Origin of the sequence: Pseudomonas idahonensis (genome assembly GCF_037903935.1) — a bacterium.
GTDB classification, from domain to species: Bacteria; Pseudomonadota; Gammaproteobacteria; order Pseudomonadales; family Pseudomonadaceae; genus Aquipseudomonas; species Aquipseudomonas danubii.
Genome location: NZ_CP149586.1, coordinates 3,839,756 through 3,854,207 on the forward strand (window position 1 = coordinate 3,839,756; position 14,452 = coordinate 3,854,207).

Annotated in this window: 13 protein-coding genes; 6 read left to right on the top strand and 7 right to left on the bottom strand. The window is 63.8% G+C overall.

Translation table 11 applies throughout. From position 1 onward, the window contains the following. Positions 1-107: 107 nt before the first annotated feature. The gene (locus WIN67_RS17215; protein WP_123394276.1) at positions 108-1,250 is read right to left on the bottom strand and encodes a glycerate kinase; all 1,143 of its coding nucleotides are present in this window, start codon (positions 1,248-1,250) and stop codon (positions 108-110) included. 417 nt (positions 1,251-1,667) lie between these two features. Continuing rightward, positions 1,668-2,798, bottom strand: a complete 1,131-nt coding sequence (locus tag WIN67_RS17220) for a sugar diacid recognition domain-containing protein (RefSeq protein ID WP_110596611.1) — start codon at positions 2,796-2,798, stop codon at positions 1,668-1,670. A 155-nt stretch (positions 2,799-2,953) separates the two neighbouring features. Here WIN67_RS17220 and WIN67_RS17225 point away from each other — a divergent pair, with 155 nt between their 5' ends. Next, a complete protein-coding gene (locus WIN67_RS17225) occupies positions 2,954-4,264 on the top strand; it encodes an MFS transporter (protein ID WP_339069516.1) in 1,311 nt (436 codons plus the stop codon). Between the two features lie 77 nt (positions 4,265-4,341). Here WIN67_RS17225 and WIN67_RS17230 read toward each other — a convergent pair whose 3' ends face one another. After that, positions 4,342-4,752 carry a hypothetical protein gene (locus WIN67_RS17230; protein WP_339069518.1) on the bottom strand — a complete coding sequence of 137 codons (411 nt, stop codon included), beginning with the start codon at positions 4,750-4,752 and terminating at the stop codon, positions 4,342-4,344. Continuing rightward, the gene (locus tag WIN67_RS17235; protein ID WP_339069520.1) at positions 4,749-5,480 is read right to left on the bottom strand and encodes an SDR family oxidoreductase; all 732 of its coding nucleotides are present in this window, start codon (positions 5,478-5,480) and stop codon (positions 4,749-4,751) included. The genes WIN67_RS17230 and WIN67_RS17235 overlap by 4 nt, the downstream gene beginning before the upstream one ends. 100 nt (positions 5,481-5,580) lie before the next feature. Here WIN67_RS17235 and WIN67_RS17240 point away from each other — a divergent pair, with 100 nt between their 5' ends. The 3 genes from WIN67_RS17240 to rarD all read left to right on the top strand — a co-directional run bounded on the left by WIN67_RS17240 (position 5,581) and on the right by rarD (position 8,818). Further along, positions 5,581-6,480 (top strand): LysR family transcriptional regulator, encoded by a 900-nt coding sequence (locus tag WIN67_RS17240; protein WP_306393791.1) that lies wholly within the window; start codon positions 5,581-5,583, stop codon positions 6,478-6,480. Positions 6,481-6,721: 241 nt separating this feature from the next. Next, the gene (locus tag WIN67_RS17245) at positions 6,722-7,735 is read left to right on the top strand and encodes an aldo/keto reductase (RefSeq protein WP_317068888.1); all 1,014 of its coding nucleotides are present in this window, start codon (positions 6,722-6,724) and stop codon (positions 7,733-7,735) included. A 201-nt stretch (positions 7,736-7,936) separates the two neighbouring features. After that, entirely contained in the window at positions 7,937-8,818 is an 882-nt protein-coding gene (gene rarD / locus WIN67_RS17250; protein ID WP_339069524.1) for an EamA family transporter RarD, read from the top strand. Positions 8,819-8,869: 51 nt separating this feature from the next. Here rarD and hpaR read toward each other — a convergent pair whose 3' ends face one another. The 3 genes from hpaR to WIN67_RS17265 form a co-directional block, all read right to left on the bottom strand. Next, complete coding sequence (hpaR, locus tag WIN67_RS17255) at positions 8,870-9,292, bottom strand: homoprotocatechuate degradation operon regulator HpaR (RefSeq protein WP_102863268.1); 423 nt, start codon at positions 9,290-9,292, stop codon at positions 8,870-8,872. A gap of 129 nt (positions 9,293-9,421) precedes the next feature. Then, positions 9,422-10,498, bottom strand: a complete 1,077-nt coding sequence (gene hppD, locus WIN67_RS17260) for a 4-hydroxyphenylpyruvate dioxygenase (protein ID WP_102882616.1) — start codon at positions 10,496-10,498, stop codon at positions 9,422-9,424. A 251-nt stretch (positions 10,499-10,749) separates the two neighbouring features. Continuing rightward, positions 10,750-11,712: a DMT family transporter gene (locus WIN67_RS17265; protein ID WP_422394618.1), complete on the bottom strand. Its 963-nt coding sequence runs from the start codon at positions 11,710-11,712 to the stop codon at positions 10,750-10,752. 79 nt (positions 11,713-11,791) lie between these two features. Between WIN67_RS17265 and WIN67_RS17270 the strand changes: the two genes are divergently transcribed. Together WIN67_RS17270 and WIN67_RS17275 are read left to right on the top strand one after the other, a co-directional pair. Then, positions 11,792-12,685, top strand: a complete 894-nt coding sequence (locus tag WIN67_RS17270; RefSeq protein ID WP_102863266.1) for a LysR family transcriptional regulator — start codon at positions 11,792-11,794, stop codon at positions 12,683-12,685. 81 nt (positions 12,686-12,766) lie between these two features. Further along, complete coding sequence (locus tag WIN67_RS17275; protein WP_339069528.1) at positions 12,767-14,305, top strand: EAL domain-containing protein; 1,539 nt, start codon at positions 12,767-12,769, stop codon at positions 14,303-14,305. Positions 14,306-14,452: the final 147 nt, after the last annotated feature.

Sequence of the window (14,452 nt, forward strand, 5' to 3'; positions counted from 1 at the left end):
AAACCGCCACCGTGAGAACGAAACCCTAAGCGGCCATTACCGCAGCAGCGGATATGCCCACCACCGGCCCTAATTAACCAACTTCGCTGACCAGCTCCAGCGAGTATCTAGCGGGCGTTGCGGGCCAGGCGCCAGACCCGGGCGATGTCGGCGGCGCGTTCGCGCAGCAGGCGCGGGGCCTCGCGGCAGGCCTGTTCCAGGCTCATGGGGCCGCTGGTCAGGGCGAAGGCTGCGTCCACACCGTGGGCGTACATCTGCTGGTAACCCTCGCCCAGGGTGCCGGCAATCACGATCACCGGAACGCCCTGCTCCCGGGCAATACGTGCGACGCCAAAGGGGGTCTTGCCGCGCAGGGTCTGGGCGTCGAAACGCCCTTCGCCGGTAATCACCAGATCGGCGCCCTGCATGGCCTGCTCCAGGCCCACCAGCTCCGCCACCACTTCCACCCCCGGGCGAAATTGCGCGCCGAGGAACGCCTTGGCGGCAAACCCCAGGCCGCCCGCCGCGCCGCTGCCGGGTTCGTCACGCAGGTCCTTGGGCAACACCTGGGCACACAGGTCGGCGAAGTGCCCCAGGGCCCGGTCCAGCGCTTGCACCTGTTGCGGCGAGGCACCTTTCTGCGGGCCGAAGATCGCCGAGGCACCGTGCTCGCCACACAGCGGGTTGTTGACGTCGGCGGCGATTTCAAAACGCACCTGGGCCAGACGCGGGTCCATGCCATCGAGCTCAATACCGGCCAGATCAGCCAGGGCCAGACCACCCCGGGGCAGTACCTGACCCTGGCGATCCAGCAATTTGAGACCCAGGGCTTGCAGGGCACCGGCGCCACCGTCGTTGGTGGCGCTGCCGCCGATGGCCAGGATGATGCGCTGGGCCCCGGCCTCCAGCGCGGCCAGGATCAGCTCCCCCGTCCCGAAGGTGCTGCTGTTGCAGGCATCGCGCTGGTCCAGCGCCAGTAATTGCAGGCCGCTGGCCTCGGCCATTTCGATGATTGCCGTGTGACTCTGGGGCAGCCAGCCCCAGCGGGCTTCGACCGTCGCCCCCAGCGGCCCCTGGACCCGATGGCTGCGCAGCTGCCCGTCACAAGCGGCGAGAATCGACTCCACCGTGCCCTCGCCGCCGTCGGCCATCGGGCATTGACGTAGCTCGGCGTCGGGCCAGACCTCGGCCAGCCCCAGGGCAATGGCCTGGGCCACGCCTTCGGCACTCAGGCTGTCCTTGAACGAGTCGGGGGCGATGATGATCTTCATGGGGTGTTCTCCGGTTCTTGTGCCGCCATGCTGCCACTTGGCGCAGGCGCTGGCCCCGGTCCGCTGCACAAGTCCGGGGGCGCTTTATTGTTCATTGCTACAACGGCGCAACCTCGCCTAGCGTTGAAACCGCTGCCGCAGGCTGCGAACGAGCGCGTAGCGCTCGCGAGGGTTTTGAAGGCGATGCAGGTTTGACGGGAGATTGCCAGGCAAGGCCCTGCGGGCCTTTGCGCAGCCTCGCCATGGCTCGGCAGCGGCTACACCAGTTAAATCCTCCTGGACTCTGTAGCCGCTGCCGCAGGCTGCGAACGGGCGCGGAGCGCTCGCGAGGGGCTTGAAGGCGATGCAGGTTTGACGGGAGATTGCCAGGCAAGGCCCTGCGGGCCTTTGCGCAGCCTCGCCATGGCTCGGCAGCGGCTACAGGGGATTGTGTTGAGCGGTGTTGGGGGGCAGCAATTGCACCCCCAGGTACAGGGCCAGCATGCCGTCCAGGCGCAAGGGGTCGACGCCGCTGAGTTCGGCAATCCGCTCCATGCGGTAGCGCAGGCTGTTGCGGTGAATGCCCAGGGCGTCGGCGCAGGCCTGGCTCTGGCCATCGTGGTCGCACCAGCTGCGCAAGGTCGCCAGCAACTGGCCGTTGCTGTCCTTGGCCAGCACCTTGCGCAACGGTGTCAGCAACTCGTCCAGGGCGTCGTCGTTGCGGTGGCGCCAGAGCATCACCGGCAGACGGTAGCGGTTGAGGGTCAGCAGGCGCGAGTCCGGCAGCAGGTCGCGGCCGTAGGCCAACAGGTCGCCGACCCGACGATAGCAACGGCGCAATCCAGCCAGCCCCTCAGCCTGCCCGCCCACGGCAACCCGCAGGATGTTCCAGCCCTGGCCGTCGAGTTTTTCCAGCAGGCGCGGGTTGTCCAGGCTGAAGTTCGCCGGGCGACACCAGAGCAGGGAGGTCTTTGACGAACTGACGCACCAGCTGTCCGGGTAGCGGCTCATCAGCCAGGTGCTGAGGGTCTCGACGCCCTGCCCCACGGGCTGCTCCGGCGCCAGTTCGAACAGGTAAGGGGTGCGCGCCAATTGCGGCTTGAGGCCCATCTGCCGGGCTTCATCCACCAGCCGTGGCGAGTCGCCGCTGTCGCTCAACAGCAGGGCCAGCAGATCGTCACAACGCTGGCGCCGCCATTGCTGTTCGGCCTGTTGGTGGCGCTGGCTCACCAGCATCTCGGCGGTCATGCGCACCAGTTCGGCGTAGGTGCGCAGCAAGGCCGGATCGCCGGTGATGCCCAGCACGCCGATCAGCCGCTGGTCGTGCAGCAATGGCAGGTTGATCCCCGGCTGCACCCCCTTGAGCTGGCGCGCGGTGGGCTCGTCGATCTCCACCACCCGGCCGTTGGCCAGCACCAGTTGCGCGCCTTCGTGGCGGGTGTTGATGCGCTCCGGCTCGCCGCTGCCCAGGATCAAGCCCTGGCTGTCCATGACGTTGACGTTGTAGGGCAGGATGGCCATCGTGCGGTCGACGATGTCCTGCGCCAGGTCATGATCGAGTTCGAACATAGAGGGAAGGTCCTTGGACGTTGTTCAGTGGCACAGGGTCGGCGGCCAATCGCTGTGCGCCGGCACAAAGACAGCGACCTCGGTGTGACTGAGACTCTCGGGGCGGTCAACGTTACCCTTGCACCGCAAAAAATCATAATAAAGAGAGACACTCCATGTCACAGAGCGCCGCTGCCCCACTGGCCCAGGCTGACGACAAGCACGCCGTCTACAAGCGCATCACCCTGCGCCTGATCCCCTTCATCTTCGTTTGCTATCTGTTCAACTACCTCGACCGGGTCAACGTTGGCTTCGCCAAGTTGCAGATGCTCGATGCCCTGAAATTCAGTGAAACGGTCTACGGCCTGGGCGCCGGGATCTTCTTTATCGGTTACGTGCTGTGCGGCGTACCGAGCAACCTGGCGCTGAACCGGTTCGGCCCACGGCGCTGGATCGCGCTGATGATGATCAGCTGGGGCACCCTGTCCACCTGCCTGCTGTTCGTCACCACGCCGACCCAGTTCTATACCTTGCGCCTGTTCACCGGAGCCGCCGAAGCCGGCTTCTTCCCCGGGGTGGTGCTGTACCTTTCGCAGTGGTTCCCGACCTTCCGCCGGGGCCGGATCATGGCCCTGTTCATGTCGGCGATCCCGGTCTCAGGGTTGTTGGGCAGCCCGTTTTCCGGCTGGATTCTCAATCACTTCGCGGCCGGACAAGGCGGCCTCGCCGGCTGGCAGTGGATGTTCCTGCTGCAGGGCATTCCCACGGTGGTACTCGGCGCCCTGGCGTTCTTCCTGCTCAGCGACAGCTTCGCCCACGCCAAGTGGCTGACGCCGGCTGAACGCGCGGTGCTGGAGGCCGACCAGGCCGCGGACGCCGCCAACCAGCCGAAAACCGCCAGCGATTCCCTGGCGGCCGTGTTCAAGAATCCGGCGATCTGGGCCTTCGGCCTGATCTATTTCTGCATCCAGAGCGGGGTCTACGCGATCAACTTCTGGCTGCCGTCGATCATCAAGAACCTGGGCTTTGCCGACAATCTGGTGATCGGCTGGCTGAGTGCGATTCCCTACCTGCTGGCGGCGGTGTTCATGCTGCTGGTGGGCCGTTCGGCGGACCTGCGCAAGGAGCGCCGCTGGCACCTTGTGGTGCCGATGCTGATGGGCGCCGTAGGCCTGCTGATCGCGGTGAACTTCGCCAGCACCCCGGCCCTGGCCATCCTCGGCCTGACCCTCGCCACCATGGGTGCCCTCACCGGCCTGCCGATGTTCTGGCCGGTGCCCACCGCCCTGCTCAGTGCCGGAGCCGCGGCCGGTGGCCTGGCGCTGATCAACTCCATGGGCCAGATGGCCGGCTTCCTCAGCCCCTACCTGGTCGGTTGGGTCAAGGACAGCACCGGCTCCACCGATGCCGCGCTGTACCTGCTGGCCGGGGTGATTGTCGGCGGTAGCCTGCTGGCGCTGCGCATGACCCGCACCCTGAACCGCTGAACCCCGGCAACACACAGCCCAGCAACGAAAAAAGCCCGTTCGAGCCTCTGCTCCAACGGGCTTTTTCATGGCCGGCCTCAGCTCGGGGCACCACCGTGCCGGGCGTAGTCGTGGCTGATGCTCAACTCCCCCGCCGCCGGAGCATCCAGCTCCAGCACCAGGCCGCCGGGCAGACGGACAAAGATCTGCCAGATGCCGTCTTCCGGGACCTGCGCCACCTGATGCTCCAGGCCACTGGCTTGCACCCGCTGCAACACGGCTTCGGCCGCGTCCTGGGTGCTGAAGGCGATGTGACTCAGTTGCGGCTCTGGGCTATCGGCCTGTTCGATGACGTGGACCAGCGCCTGCCGGTCCTGATACAGCCAGCGTCCGGGAAAGGGAAACGGTGGACGCCGTCCCGCTTGCAGGCCCAACAGATCGGCGAATGCCTGCTGCAACGCCTGGCCCTCGGCACAGTTGAACGCCAGGTGATCGAAGCGCCAGCTCATAGCAGGCCACCGCCATCGACGTCGATCAGGCTGCCGCTGATAAAGCCGTTCTCCATGGCCAGGATAAAGGCTGCGGCGATGTCATCCGGCTGGCCGACACGGCCCACCGGCAGGCTGGCGGCGGTGCGCGCAAACATCGCCTGACGCGCCTCTTCGGACATTCCGGCATAGGCTTCGGTGGCGGTGACCCCAGGGCTGATGACATTCACCCGGCGTGGCGCCAGCTCCTTGGCCAGGTGCTTGCCCAGGGCTTCGAGGGCGGCATTGAGGGTGGTCTTGAGCACTTGTCCGGGGACCATTTTGCGTGACAGCAAACCTGAGGTCAGGCCGATGCTGCCTTGAGCCGCCAGATGGGGCAGCGCCGCCTGGACCGCGCGCCACACGCCCCAGAACTTCACCTCGAACGCCCGCTGGGCATCCAGCAGATCGGTGTCGGCCAGGGGCTTGGCGGTGATCGCCGGACCGGCACTGATCACCAGATGTTCAAAGGCGCCCACGGCGCTGAACAGATCACCGAGGCTGGCGGCGTCGGTGATGTCCACGGCGAGGCTGCGGGCTGAGGGCGGCAACTGCGCCTGCTGCCGTTGCAAGGCTTCGAGGCTGCGCCCGGCGAGTACCACCTTGGCCCCGCGTGCGGCCGCCTGACGGGCCACGGCAGCACCGATGCCGCTGCCGGCGCCAATCACCACCACGGTCTTGTGCTGCAAGCTTGGATTGGAAAGAGTCATTGCGATCACCTGGGTCATGTAAAGGTGATTGCATCTTCACAGTTTGCCAATCGAGGAAAAATCCCGCTAAAACGCAAAGATCTTTAAAGGATTTTTACTAATGAGCTCAATCCTCGACCTGGAAATTTTCGTGCGCACGGCCGATTCCGGGAGCATTTCCGCCGCCGCCCGCTCCCTGGGCATGACGGCCGCGGCCGCCAGCATCGCCCTCAAACGCCTGGAAACCCGCCTCGGCAGCCGCCTGCTGGCGCGCTCCACCCGCAGCATGCGCCTGACCGAAGAGGGGCGCCGCTACCTGGAAAGCGTGCGTCTGGCCCTGGCCAACCTGGAGGACGGTGAGCAGGCGCTCAAGCAGCAGAGCCAGGGCCTGGCCGGTGTGCTGCAACTGTCGGCGCCCTCGGATTTCGGACGCAACGCGCTGCTGCCCTGGCTTGACGAGTTCAAGGCCGAGCACCCGCAACTGCGCCTGCAACTGCGGCTCAACGATCGCCATGCCGACCTGTTCCGCGACACCGTGGATGTAGCCCTGCGCTTTGGCGTGCCGGCGGACTCGAGCCTGGTGGCGCTGCCGATCCTCCCTGAACATCGCCGCCTGGTGTGCGCCAGCCCGGCTTACCTGGCCCGTTGCGGCACCCCGCAGTCACCCGAAGACCTGTCGCACCACAGTGCCCTGCTCTACCTGCGTAACGGCCAGCCCTATGACAGTTGGCGTTTCAGCCGTGGCGACGAGACTCGCGAGGTGCCCGTGCGCGGCGACTATTTGTGCGACGACGGTGAAGTAGCGCGGCGCTGGGCCCTGGCCGGCCACGGCATTGTCTACAAGGCCCGGCTGGATGTGGCCGAGGATATCCGCGCCGGGCGCCTGGTGCCGCTGCTCGACGACTGGCAAGGGGAACTGGCGCCGTTCAATCTGCTGTGTCCCCATCGCCTGCAGGTTTCCGAGCGGGTGCGCCTGCTGCACAGCTTTGTGTTGCAGCGCTGTCGGGCGCTGTGCCCCTGACCAGCACCGGCCCGGGGCGGCTGGCCGCTGCGCGGTTCGCCGGCAAGCCGGCTCCTACAGAACCTCCTTGCAGGAGCTGGCTTGCCAGCGAAGGCGATCTCACGGGGGCCTTTGCCGGCAGGCGGGCTCCTGCGAGGAAGCGCCATTCAGGCATTGCAGAACCCGGGCGTTGTGGTATCTGATGGTCGCCCCCAATGGCCGGAAATGCCCTGGCCACCCTTCTAGCACAAGGATTTCGCCCATGAGCTATCGCACCCTCGGCCACTCCGGTCTCAAGGTTTCCAGCCTGACCCTGGGCACCATGATGTTCGGCGAGCAGACCAGCACCGAAGACTCGCTGCGCATCATCGACAAGGCCTGGGACCAGGGGATCAACTTCATCGACACCGCGGACGTCTACACCCAGGGCCGCTCCGAGGAAATCGTCGGTGAAGCCATCGCCCGCCACCGCCATGAGTGGGTGCTGGCGTCCAAAGTGGGGTTCGGCCCGGTGGATGGTCTGCCCAACCGCAGCGGCCTGAGCCGCAAGCACATCTTCAACGGCATCGAGGCCAGCCTGACCCGCCTGGGCACCGATTACCTGGACATCTACTACCTGCATCGCGAAGACCACAACACCCCTCTGCAAGTGAGCATCTCGGCCATTGGTGACCTGTTGCGCCAGGGCAAGATCCGCTACTGGGGCCTGTCCAACTATCGGGGCTGGCGGATTGCCGAGGCCGTTCGCGTGGCCGACCAGTTGGGGGTGGACCGCCCGGTCATCAGCCAGCCGCTGTACAACATCGTCAACCGCCAGGCCGAGGGCGAGCAGATCACCGCGGCCAAGGCCTATGGCCTCGGCGTGGTGCCTTACAGCCCCCTGGCCCGTGGCGTGCTAAGTGGCAAGTACGCGCCGGACGTGGCCCCGGACAGCGGCAGCCGCGCCGGACGCCAGGACAAGCGCATCCTGGAGACCGAGTGGCGAGTGGAATCCCTGCGCATCGCCCAGCAGATCCAGGCATACACCCAGGGCCGCGGGGTCGGCATCGTCGAGTTCGCCATCGCCTGGGTGCTGAACAACCAGGCAGTGAGTTCGGCCATTGTCGGCCCGCGCACCGAAGCCCAGTGGGACGCTTACACCCGGGCCCTTCAGGTGAAGATCAGCCCTGAGGACGAAGCCTTCATCGACGCCCTGGTGACCCCGGGGCACGCCTCGACCCCGGGCTTCAACGATGTGAGTCATTTCGTCTCCGGTCGTTTTCCGCACCTGGGCTGAACGCTACCGGTGGCGGCGCAAAGGCGCGCGCCACCGGCCTTGGGCTCAGCAGGCTCGGCGGCACTGTGGCCATAAACGAGAAAAAATCCCGCCACGATGGCGCAATCAGAGCAAAAAACTCGCGCCTGCCCCTCTATATTCCCCCTCGCTTCTCCCCCCTATTTCTATGTGTCCCGAGCGTTCGGGTATTACGAGGACAGTGTGTCTAAAGGAATTGCGTTATCGGTCCTGGCGTCGGTGCTGTTTGCCGTCATGTATTTCTACACCTCCCTGCTGACGCCCCTGACCGGGGTGGAGATTTTCGGCTGGCGGATGCTGCTGACGCTGCCCTGCATGACCCTGTTCATGATCTTCAGCGGCGAGTGGCACCGGGTCGGCCAAGTGCTGCGCCAGATGGCAAGCAAACCGCTGCTGAGCCTGGTGCTGCTGCTGTCGTCGGCCCTGGTGGGGGTGCAGCTCTGGCTGTTCATGTGGGCGCCACTCAACGGCTACAGCCTGGATGTGTCACTGGGGTACTTCCTGCTGCCGCTGACCATGGTCCTGACCGGACGCATCGTGTATGGCGAGCGTCTATCGCGCCTGCAGAAAGTGGCCACGCTGCTGGCCTGCCTCGGGGTGCTCAACGAGCTGTATCAAGTGGGCAGTTTTTCCTGGGCGACCCTGGTGGTGGCCGTGGGCTACCCGGCGTATTTCGTCCTGCGGCGTCGCCTGGGCACCGATCATCTGGGTGGCCTGTGGCTGGACATGGCGCTGTTGATCCCGGTGGCACTGTGGTTTGTGCAAGGCGGCGAACAGGGATTTGCCGTGGTGGACAGCCATCCCGGCCTGTACCTGCTGATTCCTCTGCTGGGGGTGATCAGCGCCTCGGCGCTGGCGTGCTACGTCATCGCCAGTCGCTTGCTGGCCTTCAGCCTGTTCGGCCTGCTCAGTTATGTGGAGCCGGTGTTGCTGCTGTTTGTCGCCCTGCTGCTGGGGGAAAGCATCAAGGCCGGGGAATGGCTGACTTACATTCCGGTCTGGCTGGCGGTGCTGGTGCTGGTGCTCGAAGGGGTCAGGCACCTGCTGCGCCAGCGCCGCAACTGATCGACGCGCACGCATGGGCCTGGGCAGGCCAGGTTCGGGCGCCGCTGGGGATCAGGGCTTGATCTGCTTGAGCTCATTGAGCAGGGCCAGCAAGGCCTGCATCTTGTCCTCGCCAAATTGCTGCTGGATTTTCTGGTAGTTGATTTCCATGTCGCCGCTCATGGACTCGAAACACGCCTGGCCCTTATCGGTCAGGGTGATGAACAGGCGGCGCTGGTCTTCCGGGGATTTGCGGCGGCTGACGTACTCGTCACGCTCCAGGCGGGTCAGCACGCCGGTCATACTCGGCGGCAGGATGCAGGCCATCTTTGCCAGCTGGTGGCTCTCCAGCTCACCGTTCTGGCGCAGGATGCGGATGACCCGCCATTGCTGCTCGGTCAAGTCGTGCTGGTTCAGCGAGGGGCGGAAAAAGGCCATGGCGGCCTCACGGGCCTGCAACAGGGTCAAGGTCAGGGACGGTCTGGGTGTGTTCATCGAGGCATCGGTCAAGGGCTGGGAAACAAAGGTGCAAACATTAACACATTCACTATCGCCAACCGACAGGCAATATAAAGCCCGATCAGGCAGGACCTGATCGGGCTCTGTGTTCAAGCCTGCCGAGGGTTACTCGGTGGCCAGTACCCCACGACGCACCTGGTCGCGTTCGATCGATTCGAACAGTGCCTTGAAGTTGCCCTCGCCGAAACCATCGTCGCCTTTACGCTGGATGAATTCGAAGAATACCGGCCCCATCAGGGTTTCCGAGAAGATCTGCAGCAGCAGGCGCTTGTCGCCAGCTTCCGAAGAGCCGTCCAGCAGGATGCCGCGGGACTGCAACTCGTTGACCGGCTCGCCGTGGTTCGGCAGGCGGCCTTCGAGCATCTCGTAGTAGGTTTCCGGCGGCGCGGTCATGAAGCGCATGCCGATCTTCTTCAGCGCGTCCCAGGTCTTCACCAAATCGTCGGTGAGGAAGGCCACGTGCTGGATGCCCTCGCCGTTGAACTGCATCAGGAACTCTTCGATCTGCCCGGCGCCCTTGGACGATTCCTCGTTCAGTGGGATGCGGATCATGCCATCCGGAGCGGTCATGGCCTTGGAGGTCAGGCCGGTGTATTCGCCCTTGATGTCGAAGTAACGGATCTCGCGGAAGTTGAACAGCTTCTCGTAGAAGCCGGCCCAATAGGCCATGCGCCCGCGATACACGTTGTGGGTCAGGTGGTCGATGATCTTCAGGCCGGCACCCGGTGGGTTGCGGTCCACGCCTTCGAGGAACACGAAGTCGATGTCATAGATCGAGCTGCCTTCACCGAAACGGTCGATCAGGTACAACGGCGCGCCGCCGATGCCCTTGATTGCCGGCAGGTTCAACTCCATCGGCCCGGTTTCAATGTGGATCGGCTGGGCGCCCAGTTCCAGGGCACGCTTGTAGGCCTTCTGCGAATCCTTGACCCGGAACGCCATGCCGCATACCGACGGGCCGTGTTCAGCGGCGAAGTACGAGGCGACGCTGTGGGGTTCGTTGTTGAGGATCAGGTTGATCGCACCCTGGCGGTACAGATGCACGTCTTTTGAACGATGGGTCGCGACTTTGGTGAAACCCATGATCTCGAAGATCGGTTCGAGGGTATTGGGGGTAGGCGATGCGAATTCGATGAATTCAAAGCCCATCAGGCCCATTGGGTTTTCGAAGATATCTGCCATGGTTGGCGCCTCATCATATTTTTAGAATTAACGGATCGTTAGTTGCTATCAATGCTGAGGAAAGAAGGCGGTGCGCAGGAGATGCCCCGCACGCTGCGGGCGAGGAAGTCACCGTAGATCAGTTGAAACCCGAGAATCTTCATTTCGACCCTGTCTTACAGGCTGGGGGACGAGGCTTCTGCTGCCAGAAGACTTTATTATTGTATGCGTAACCGGATTCTACACAGCGTAAAAGCCTTTGTCCGCATTCTCTATAAAATCGCCTTTTTCGCCTGGCCCGCAAGGGGTTTGTTGCACTGGTAGATGCCGCCGAGAATCAACACCCCGCCCAATCCCATCACCAGGCTCAGTTGCTCTTCCAGCAACAGTGCGCCCAGCAGCACTGCCGTCAGCGGGTTGAGGGCAATGAACACTCCGGAGCGGGTGGCACCGATGCGTCGCAGGCCGTCGTAGTACCAGATGTAGGCCAGCGCGGACCCCAGGACGCCCAGGTACAGCAGGCTCAAGCCCTGGCTCAGGTCCAGGCGGACAATGGCATGCAGGTCGAACTCGCCCCGGGCCAGGGTTGCAACCCACAGCATCAGGGTTCCCATCAGGATCGAATAGGTAACGGTCTGCAACGGGCCAAGGTGCTGATTGAGGCCTTTGGAAAACAGCGAGTACACCCCCCAACCCAGGACGCAGCCGAGTATCAGCAGGTCGCCATACCAGCCCCCTGCCCCGGCAGCCAGGGCCGAAGGATCGCGACTGCAGATCACCAGGGCCGCGCCACTCAGGCACAACAGGATGCCCAACAACTTGCGCCGGCTCAGGCGCTCCTTGAACAGTGCCCAGGACGCCAGGGCAATCACCGCAGGATTGAGCGCCACGATCAAGGACGCCCGCGAGGCGTTGACCTGTTGCAGGCCGAGGAAGAAGCACAGGTTGTAGAAGAAGATGCCGAAGAACCCCAGGAGCGCCAGTTGGCCGAGCTGCTTGAGGCTGGGTCGGGCCAGGGCAATGCGCGCCACCGCCATGAAGCCAAGCAGGGCCAGGCTGGCGAGCAAGAAGCGCAGGCTGGCAGCCAGCCAGGGGGAAAGCCCGCCGGCCAGGTAACGCCCGGCGACGAAGGTGCCGCCCCAGATCATGGTCACTGCCGCCAGTTTGCAATAGACCGCCAGGTCCCCGCGATCGGCCGCCAGGGGGCCGCTAATACTGCTTTCACTCATGATCATGCTGCTCTGGGGTCGTGAATTTGTGCTGTGAGGTCATTCTTTGTCTAATAGCTCATCATCGTAAAATGAGCTTTTACTCATGACCCTGACCCAATTGGAGATCTTCTCCCGGGTGGCCGAACTGGCGGGTTTTACCAGCGCCGCCACGCGCCTGGGCATCACCCAGTCGGCCGTGTCCCACGCCATCAAGTCCCTGGAACAGGAACTGGGGGTCGAACTGTTCCGCCGCCATCAGGCCCAGGTCGAACTCACCGATATTGGTGGCCAACTGTTACTGCGGGCCCGGGCCATGCTGGGGCTGGCGGCGACCTTGGAACAGGAGGCCGCCGATGCTCGGGGCATGAAGCGCGGCACCTTGCGCATCGGCTCCTTTGGCCCCACCTCCTCCATGCGCCTGTTGCCATCCATCCTCGAGGAGTACCGGCGCGAGCATCCGGGAATCGAGGTGCATATCGACGAGGGGCCGGATCGCCAGGTGCTGCAATGGCTGGAGGAGCGACGGGTCGACGTGGGCTTCGTGGTGTTGCCCGAGGAGCGTTTCGACACCTTCGCCCTGATCGAGGACCAGTTGATGGCGCTGATTCCCGCAGGCCATGCCCTGGCCCGGGAGCAAGAGATCCGCCTCGAACAGCTGTGTCACGATCCCTTCGTGCTGACCGAAGCCGGCTCGGCCGAGCTGGTTACGCGCTTGTTCATCGGCGCCGGCCTGAGCCCCAACATCCGCTACCGCAGTTCGCAACTGCTCAGCACCCTGGAAACCGTGGCCCGGGGTGACGCCTTGAGCATTCTGGCCGAGCTGTCCTTGCCCCCGACTGCGGACGCCCGCTATGGGAGCAAGCCCCTGTCGCCGCCGGTGCGGCGCCAAGTGGGGATCGCCGTGCTCGATCGGCGCCAGGCATCGCCGGCGACACTGGCCTTCATCCAGCATGCGCAACGTCTGTATCGTCATCCAAAGCCGTCTATCCTGCGATGATCCAGACAACGTCAGGAGGCTGCCGCCCCCGCTGCGGCAGCCAGACGCTGGCCCGCCCCTCCTCCGCCACAGGTTCGATCCATGCCCCTGACCGCCAAAGGTCCGCTCAAGCGTTCTACCCGCAGACTCTGGACAGTGTTGGCGATTGTGCTTCCCATCGGACTGGGGGCCGTCATTTTCTACGCCCAGGCCGAACGAGCGCTGGTGCGCAGCAGCCTGGAAACCGCCGAGGAAGCCATCCGCCAGTTCGACCTGATGCTGGACAACACCGATATTGCCGCCAGGGCGCTGCTGCCCCAGGCAGGCCTGGAGTGCGACGAGGTGCGGCAACTGGCCCTGAGGGACCAAGTGACTCGCCGACCATTCGTGCGCTCGACCAACCTGGTGTGGCGCAACAACAACTATTGCAGTTCATTGCTGGGCAGCTATCCGGTGCCCCTCGATCCCCGGGATTACGTTGACGGCCGGCTCTGGCTCATGAATGGCAATCCCGTCACCCCCAACACCGCGCTGCTGGTCTACCGCTTGAGTGAGGGGGAGCGCTCGGCCCTGGCGACCATCGACGGTTATCACCTGACCAACGCCCTGCGCCTGATCAGCCGCTTCGCCCATTTGCGGCTGCAGGTGGGCGAGCATTGGCTGTCCAGTGATGGCGGGGTCCACGACGGCGCACCGCCACTGGCAGCAGTGGCCCCCCAGCATCTGAGTTCATCGCGTTATCCCTACAGCGTCAGTACAGGATTTCCCGAGGGGGACATCTGGAAATACATGAAAAGCCAGTACCCGGCGTTGTTCAGCCTGCTGGTCTTTCTCGGTGCCGGCGCTGGTGTCCTGGCCCACTGGTTACAGAAGCGCTCCGCCTCTCCCAGCCATGAATTGCGCCGGGCACTGGAAGCCCGGGAGTTCATTCCATACTTTCAGCCGGTGGTGCGCGGTGACACGCTGCAATGGGCTGGTATCGAAGTGCTGATGCGCTGGCAACATCCGCGAGAGGGAGTCGTGCGTCCGGACCTGTTCATCCCTTTCGCCGAACATTCGGGGCTGATCGTGCCCATGACCCGTTCGCTGATGCAGCAGACGATGCAGGTGCTGGCTCCCCACGCCGCCAGCTTCACCGACGGTTTTCATATCGGCATCAACATCACTGCCAGTCACTGCCATGACTTGCAGTTGCTGGAGGACTGCCGGGAGTTTCTCGCCGCCTTCCCTCCCGGCAAGGTGATCCTGGTGCTGGAGTTGACCGAACGCGAACTGATCGAGCCCACGACCACCACCCAGCAGCTGTTTGCCGCTCTGCATGAACTCGGGGTAATGATCGCCATCGACGACTTCGGCACCGGGCATTCCAGCCTGGGTTATCTGCGTCAGTTCAATGTCGATTACTTGAAGATCGATCAAAGCTTTGTCGCCATGATCGGTGCCGACGCACTGTCGCTGCATATACTCGACAGCATTATTCAACTCTCGGCCAAACTCGATCTGGGCATCGTCGCCGAAGGTATTGAAACTGCCGAGCAGCGGGATTACCTGGCGGCTCAAGGCGTGGATTTCCTGCAGGGTTATTTATTTGGGCGCCCCATGCCCAGTGCAGAATTTGTTGCGGCCCTGGCGCGCCATTAAATAGCCATGTCAGAACATTAAGTGCTCGACTACGGTAACTCGGGATACGCACCAATTTGATTCAATTGGCAAATACAGGCTTGAACAAGAACAACCTGATTTACTCTTGCGCCATTAACTACTACAATTTTTCCCGCCTGTACAAGA

Excerpts from the sequence above, each read along its gene's own strand:
- WIN67_RS17230 (WP_339069518.1), bottom strand. The coding sequence starts at position 4,752 with ATGAGCTGGCGCTTCGATCACCTGGCGTTCAACTGTGCCGAGGGCCAG.
- WIN67_RS17275 (WP_339069528.1), top strand. The coding sequence starts at position 12,767 with ATGCCCCTGACCGCCAAAGGTCCGCTCAAGCGTTCTACCCGCAGACTC.
- WIN67_RS17220 (WP_110596611.1), bottom strand. The coding sequence starts at position 2,798 with ATGTTCGAACTCGATCATGACCTGGCGCAGGACATCGTCGACCGCACG.
- WIN67_RS17240 (WP_306393791.1), top strand. The coding sequence starts at position 5,581 with ATGAGCTCAATCCTCGACCTGGAAATTTTCGTGCGCACGGCCGATTCC.
- WIN67_RS17245 (WP_317068888.1), top strand. The coding sequence starts at position 6,722 with ATGAGCTATCGCACCCTCGGCCACTCCGGTCTCAAGGTTTCCAGCCTG.
- WIN67_RS17265 (WP_422394618.1), bottom strand. The coding sequence starts at position 11,712 with ATGATCATGAGTGAAAGCAGTATTAGCGGCCCCCTGGCGGCCGATCGC.
- WIN67_RS17270 (WP_102863266.1), top strand. The coding sequence starts at position 11,792 with ATGACCCTGACCCAATTGGAGATCTTCTCCCGGGTGGCCGAACTGGCG.
- WIN67_RS17235 (WP_339069520.1), bottom strand. The coding sequence starts at position 5,480 with ATGACTCTTTCCAATCCAAGCTTGCAGCACAAGACCGTGGTGGTGATT.
- WIN67_RS17215 (WP_123394276.1), bottom strand. The coding sequence starts at position 1,250 with ATGAAGATCATCATCGCCCCCGACTCGTTCAAGGACAGCCTGAGTGCC.
- WIN67_RS17225 (WP_339069516.1), top strand. The coding sequence starts at position 2,954 with ATGTCACAGAGCGCCGCTGCCCCACTGGCCCAGGCTGACGACAAGCAC.
- hppD (WP_102882616.1), bottom strand. The coding sequence starts at position 10,498 with ATGGCAGATATCTTCGAAAACCCAATGGGCCTGATGGGCTTTGAATTC.
- hpaR (WP_102863268.1), bottom strand. The coding sequence starts at position 9,292 with ATGAACACACCCAGACCGTCCCTGACCTTGACCCTGTTGCAGGCCCGT.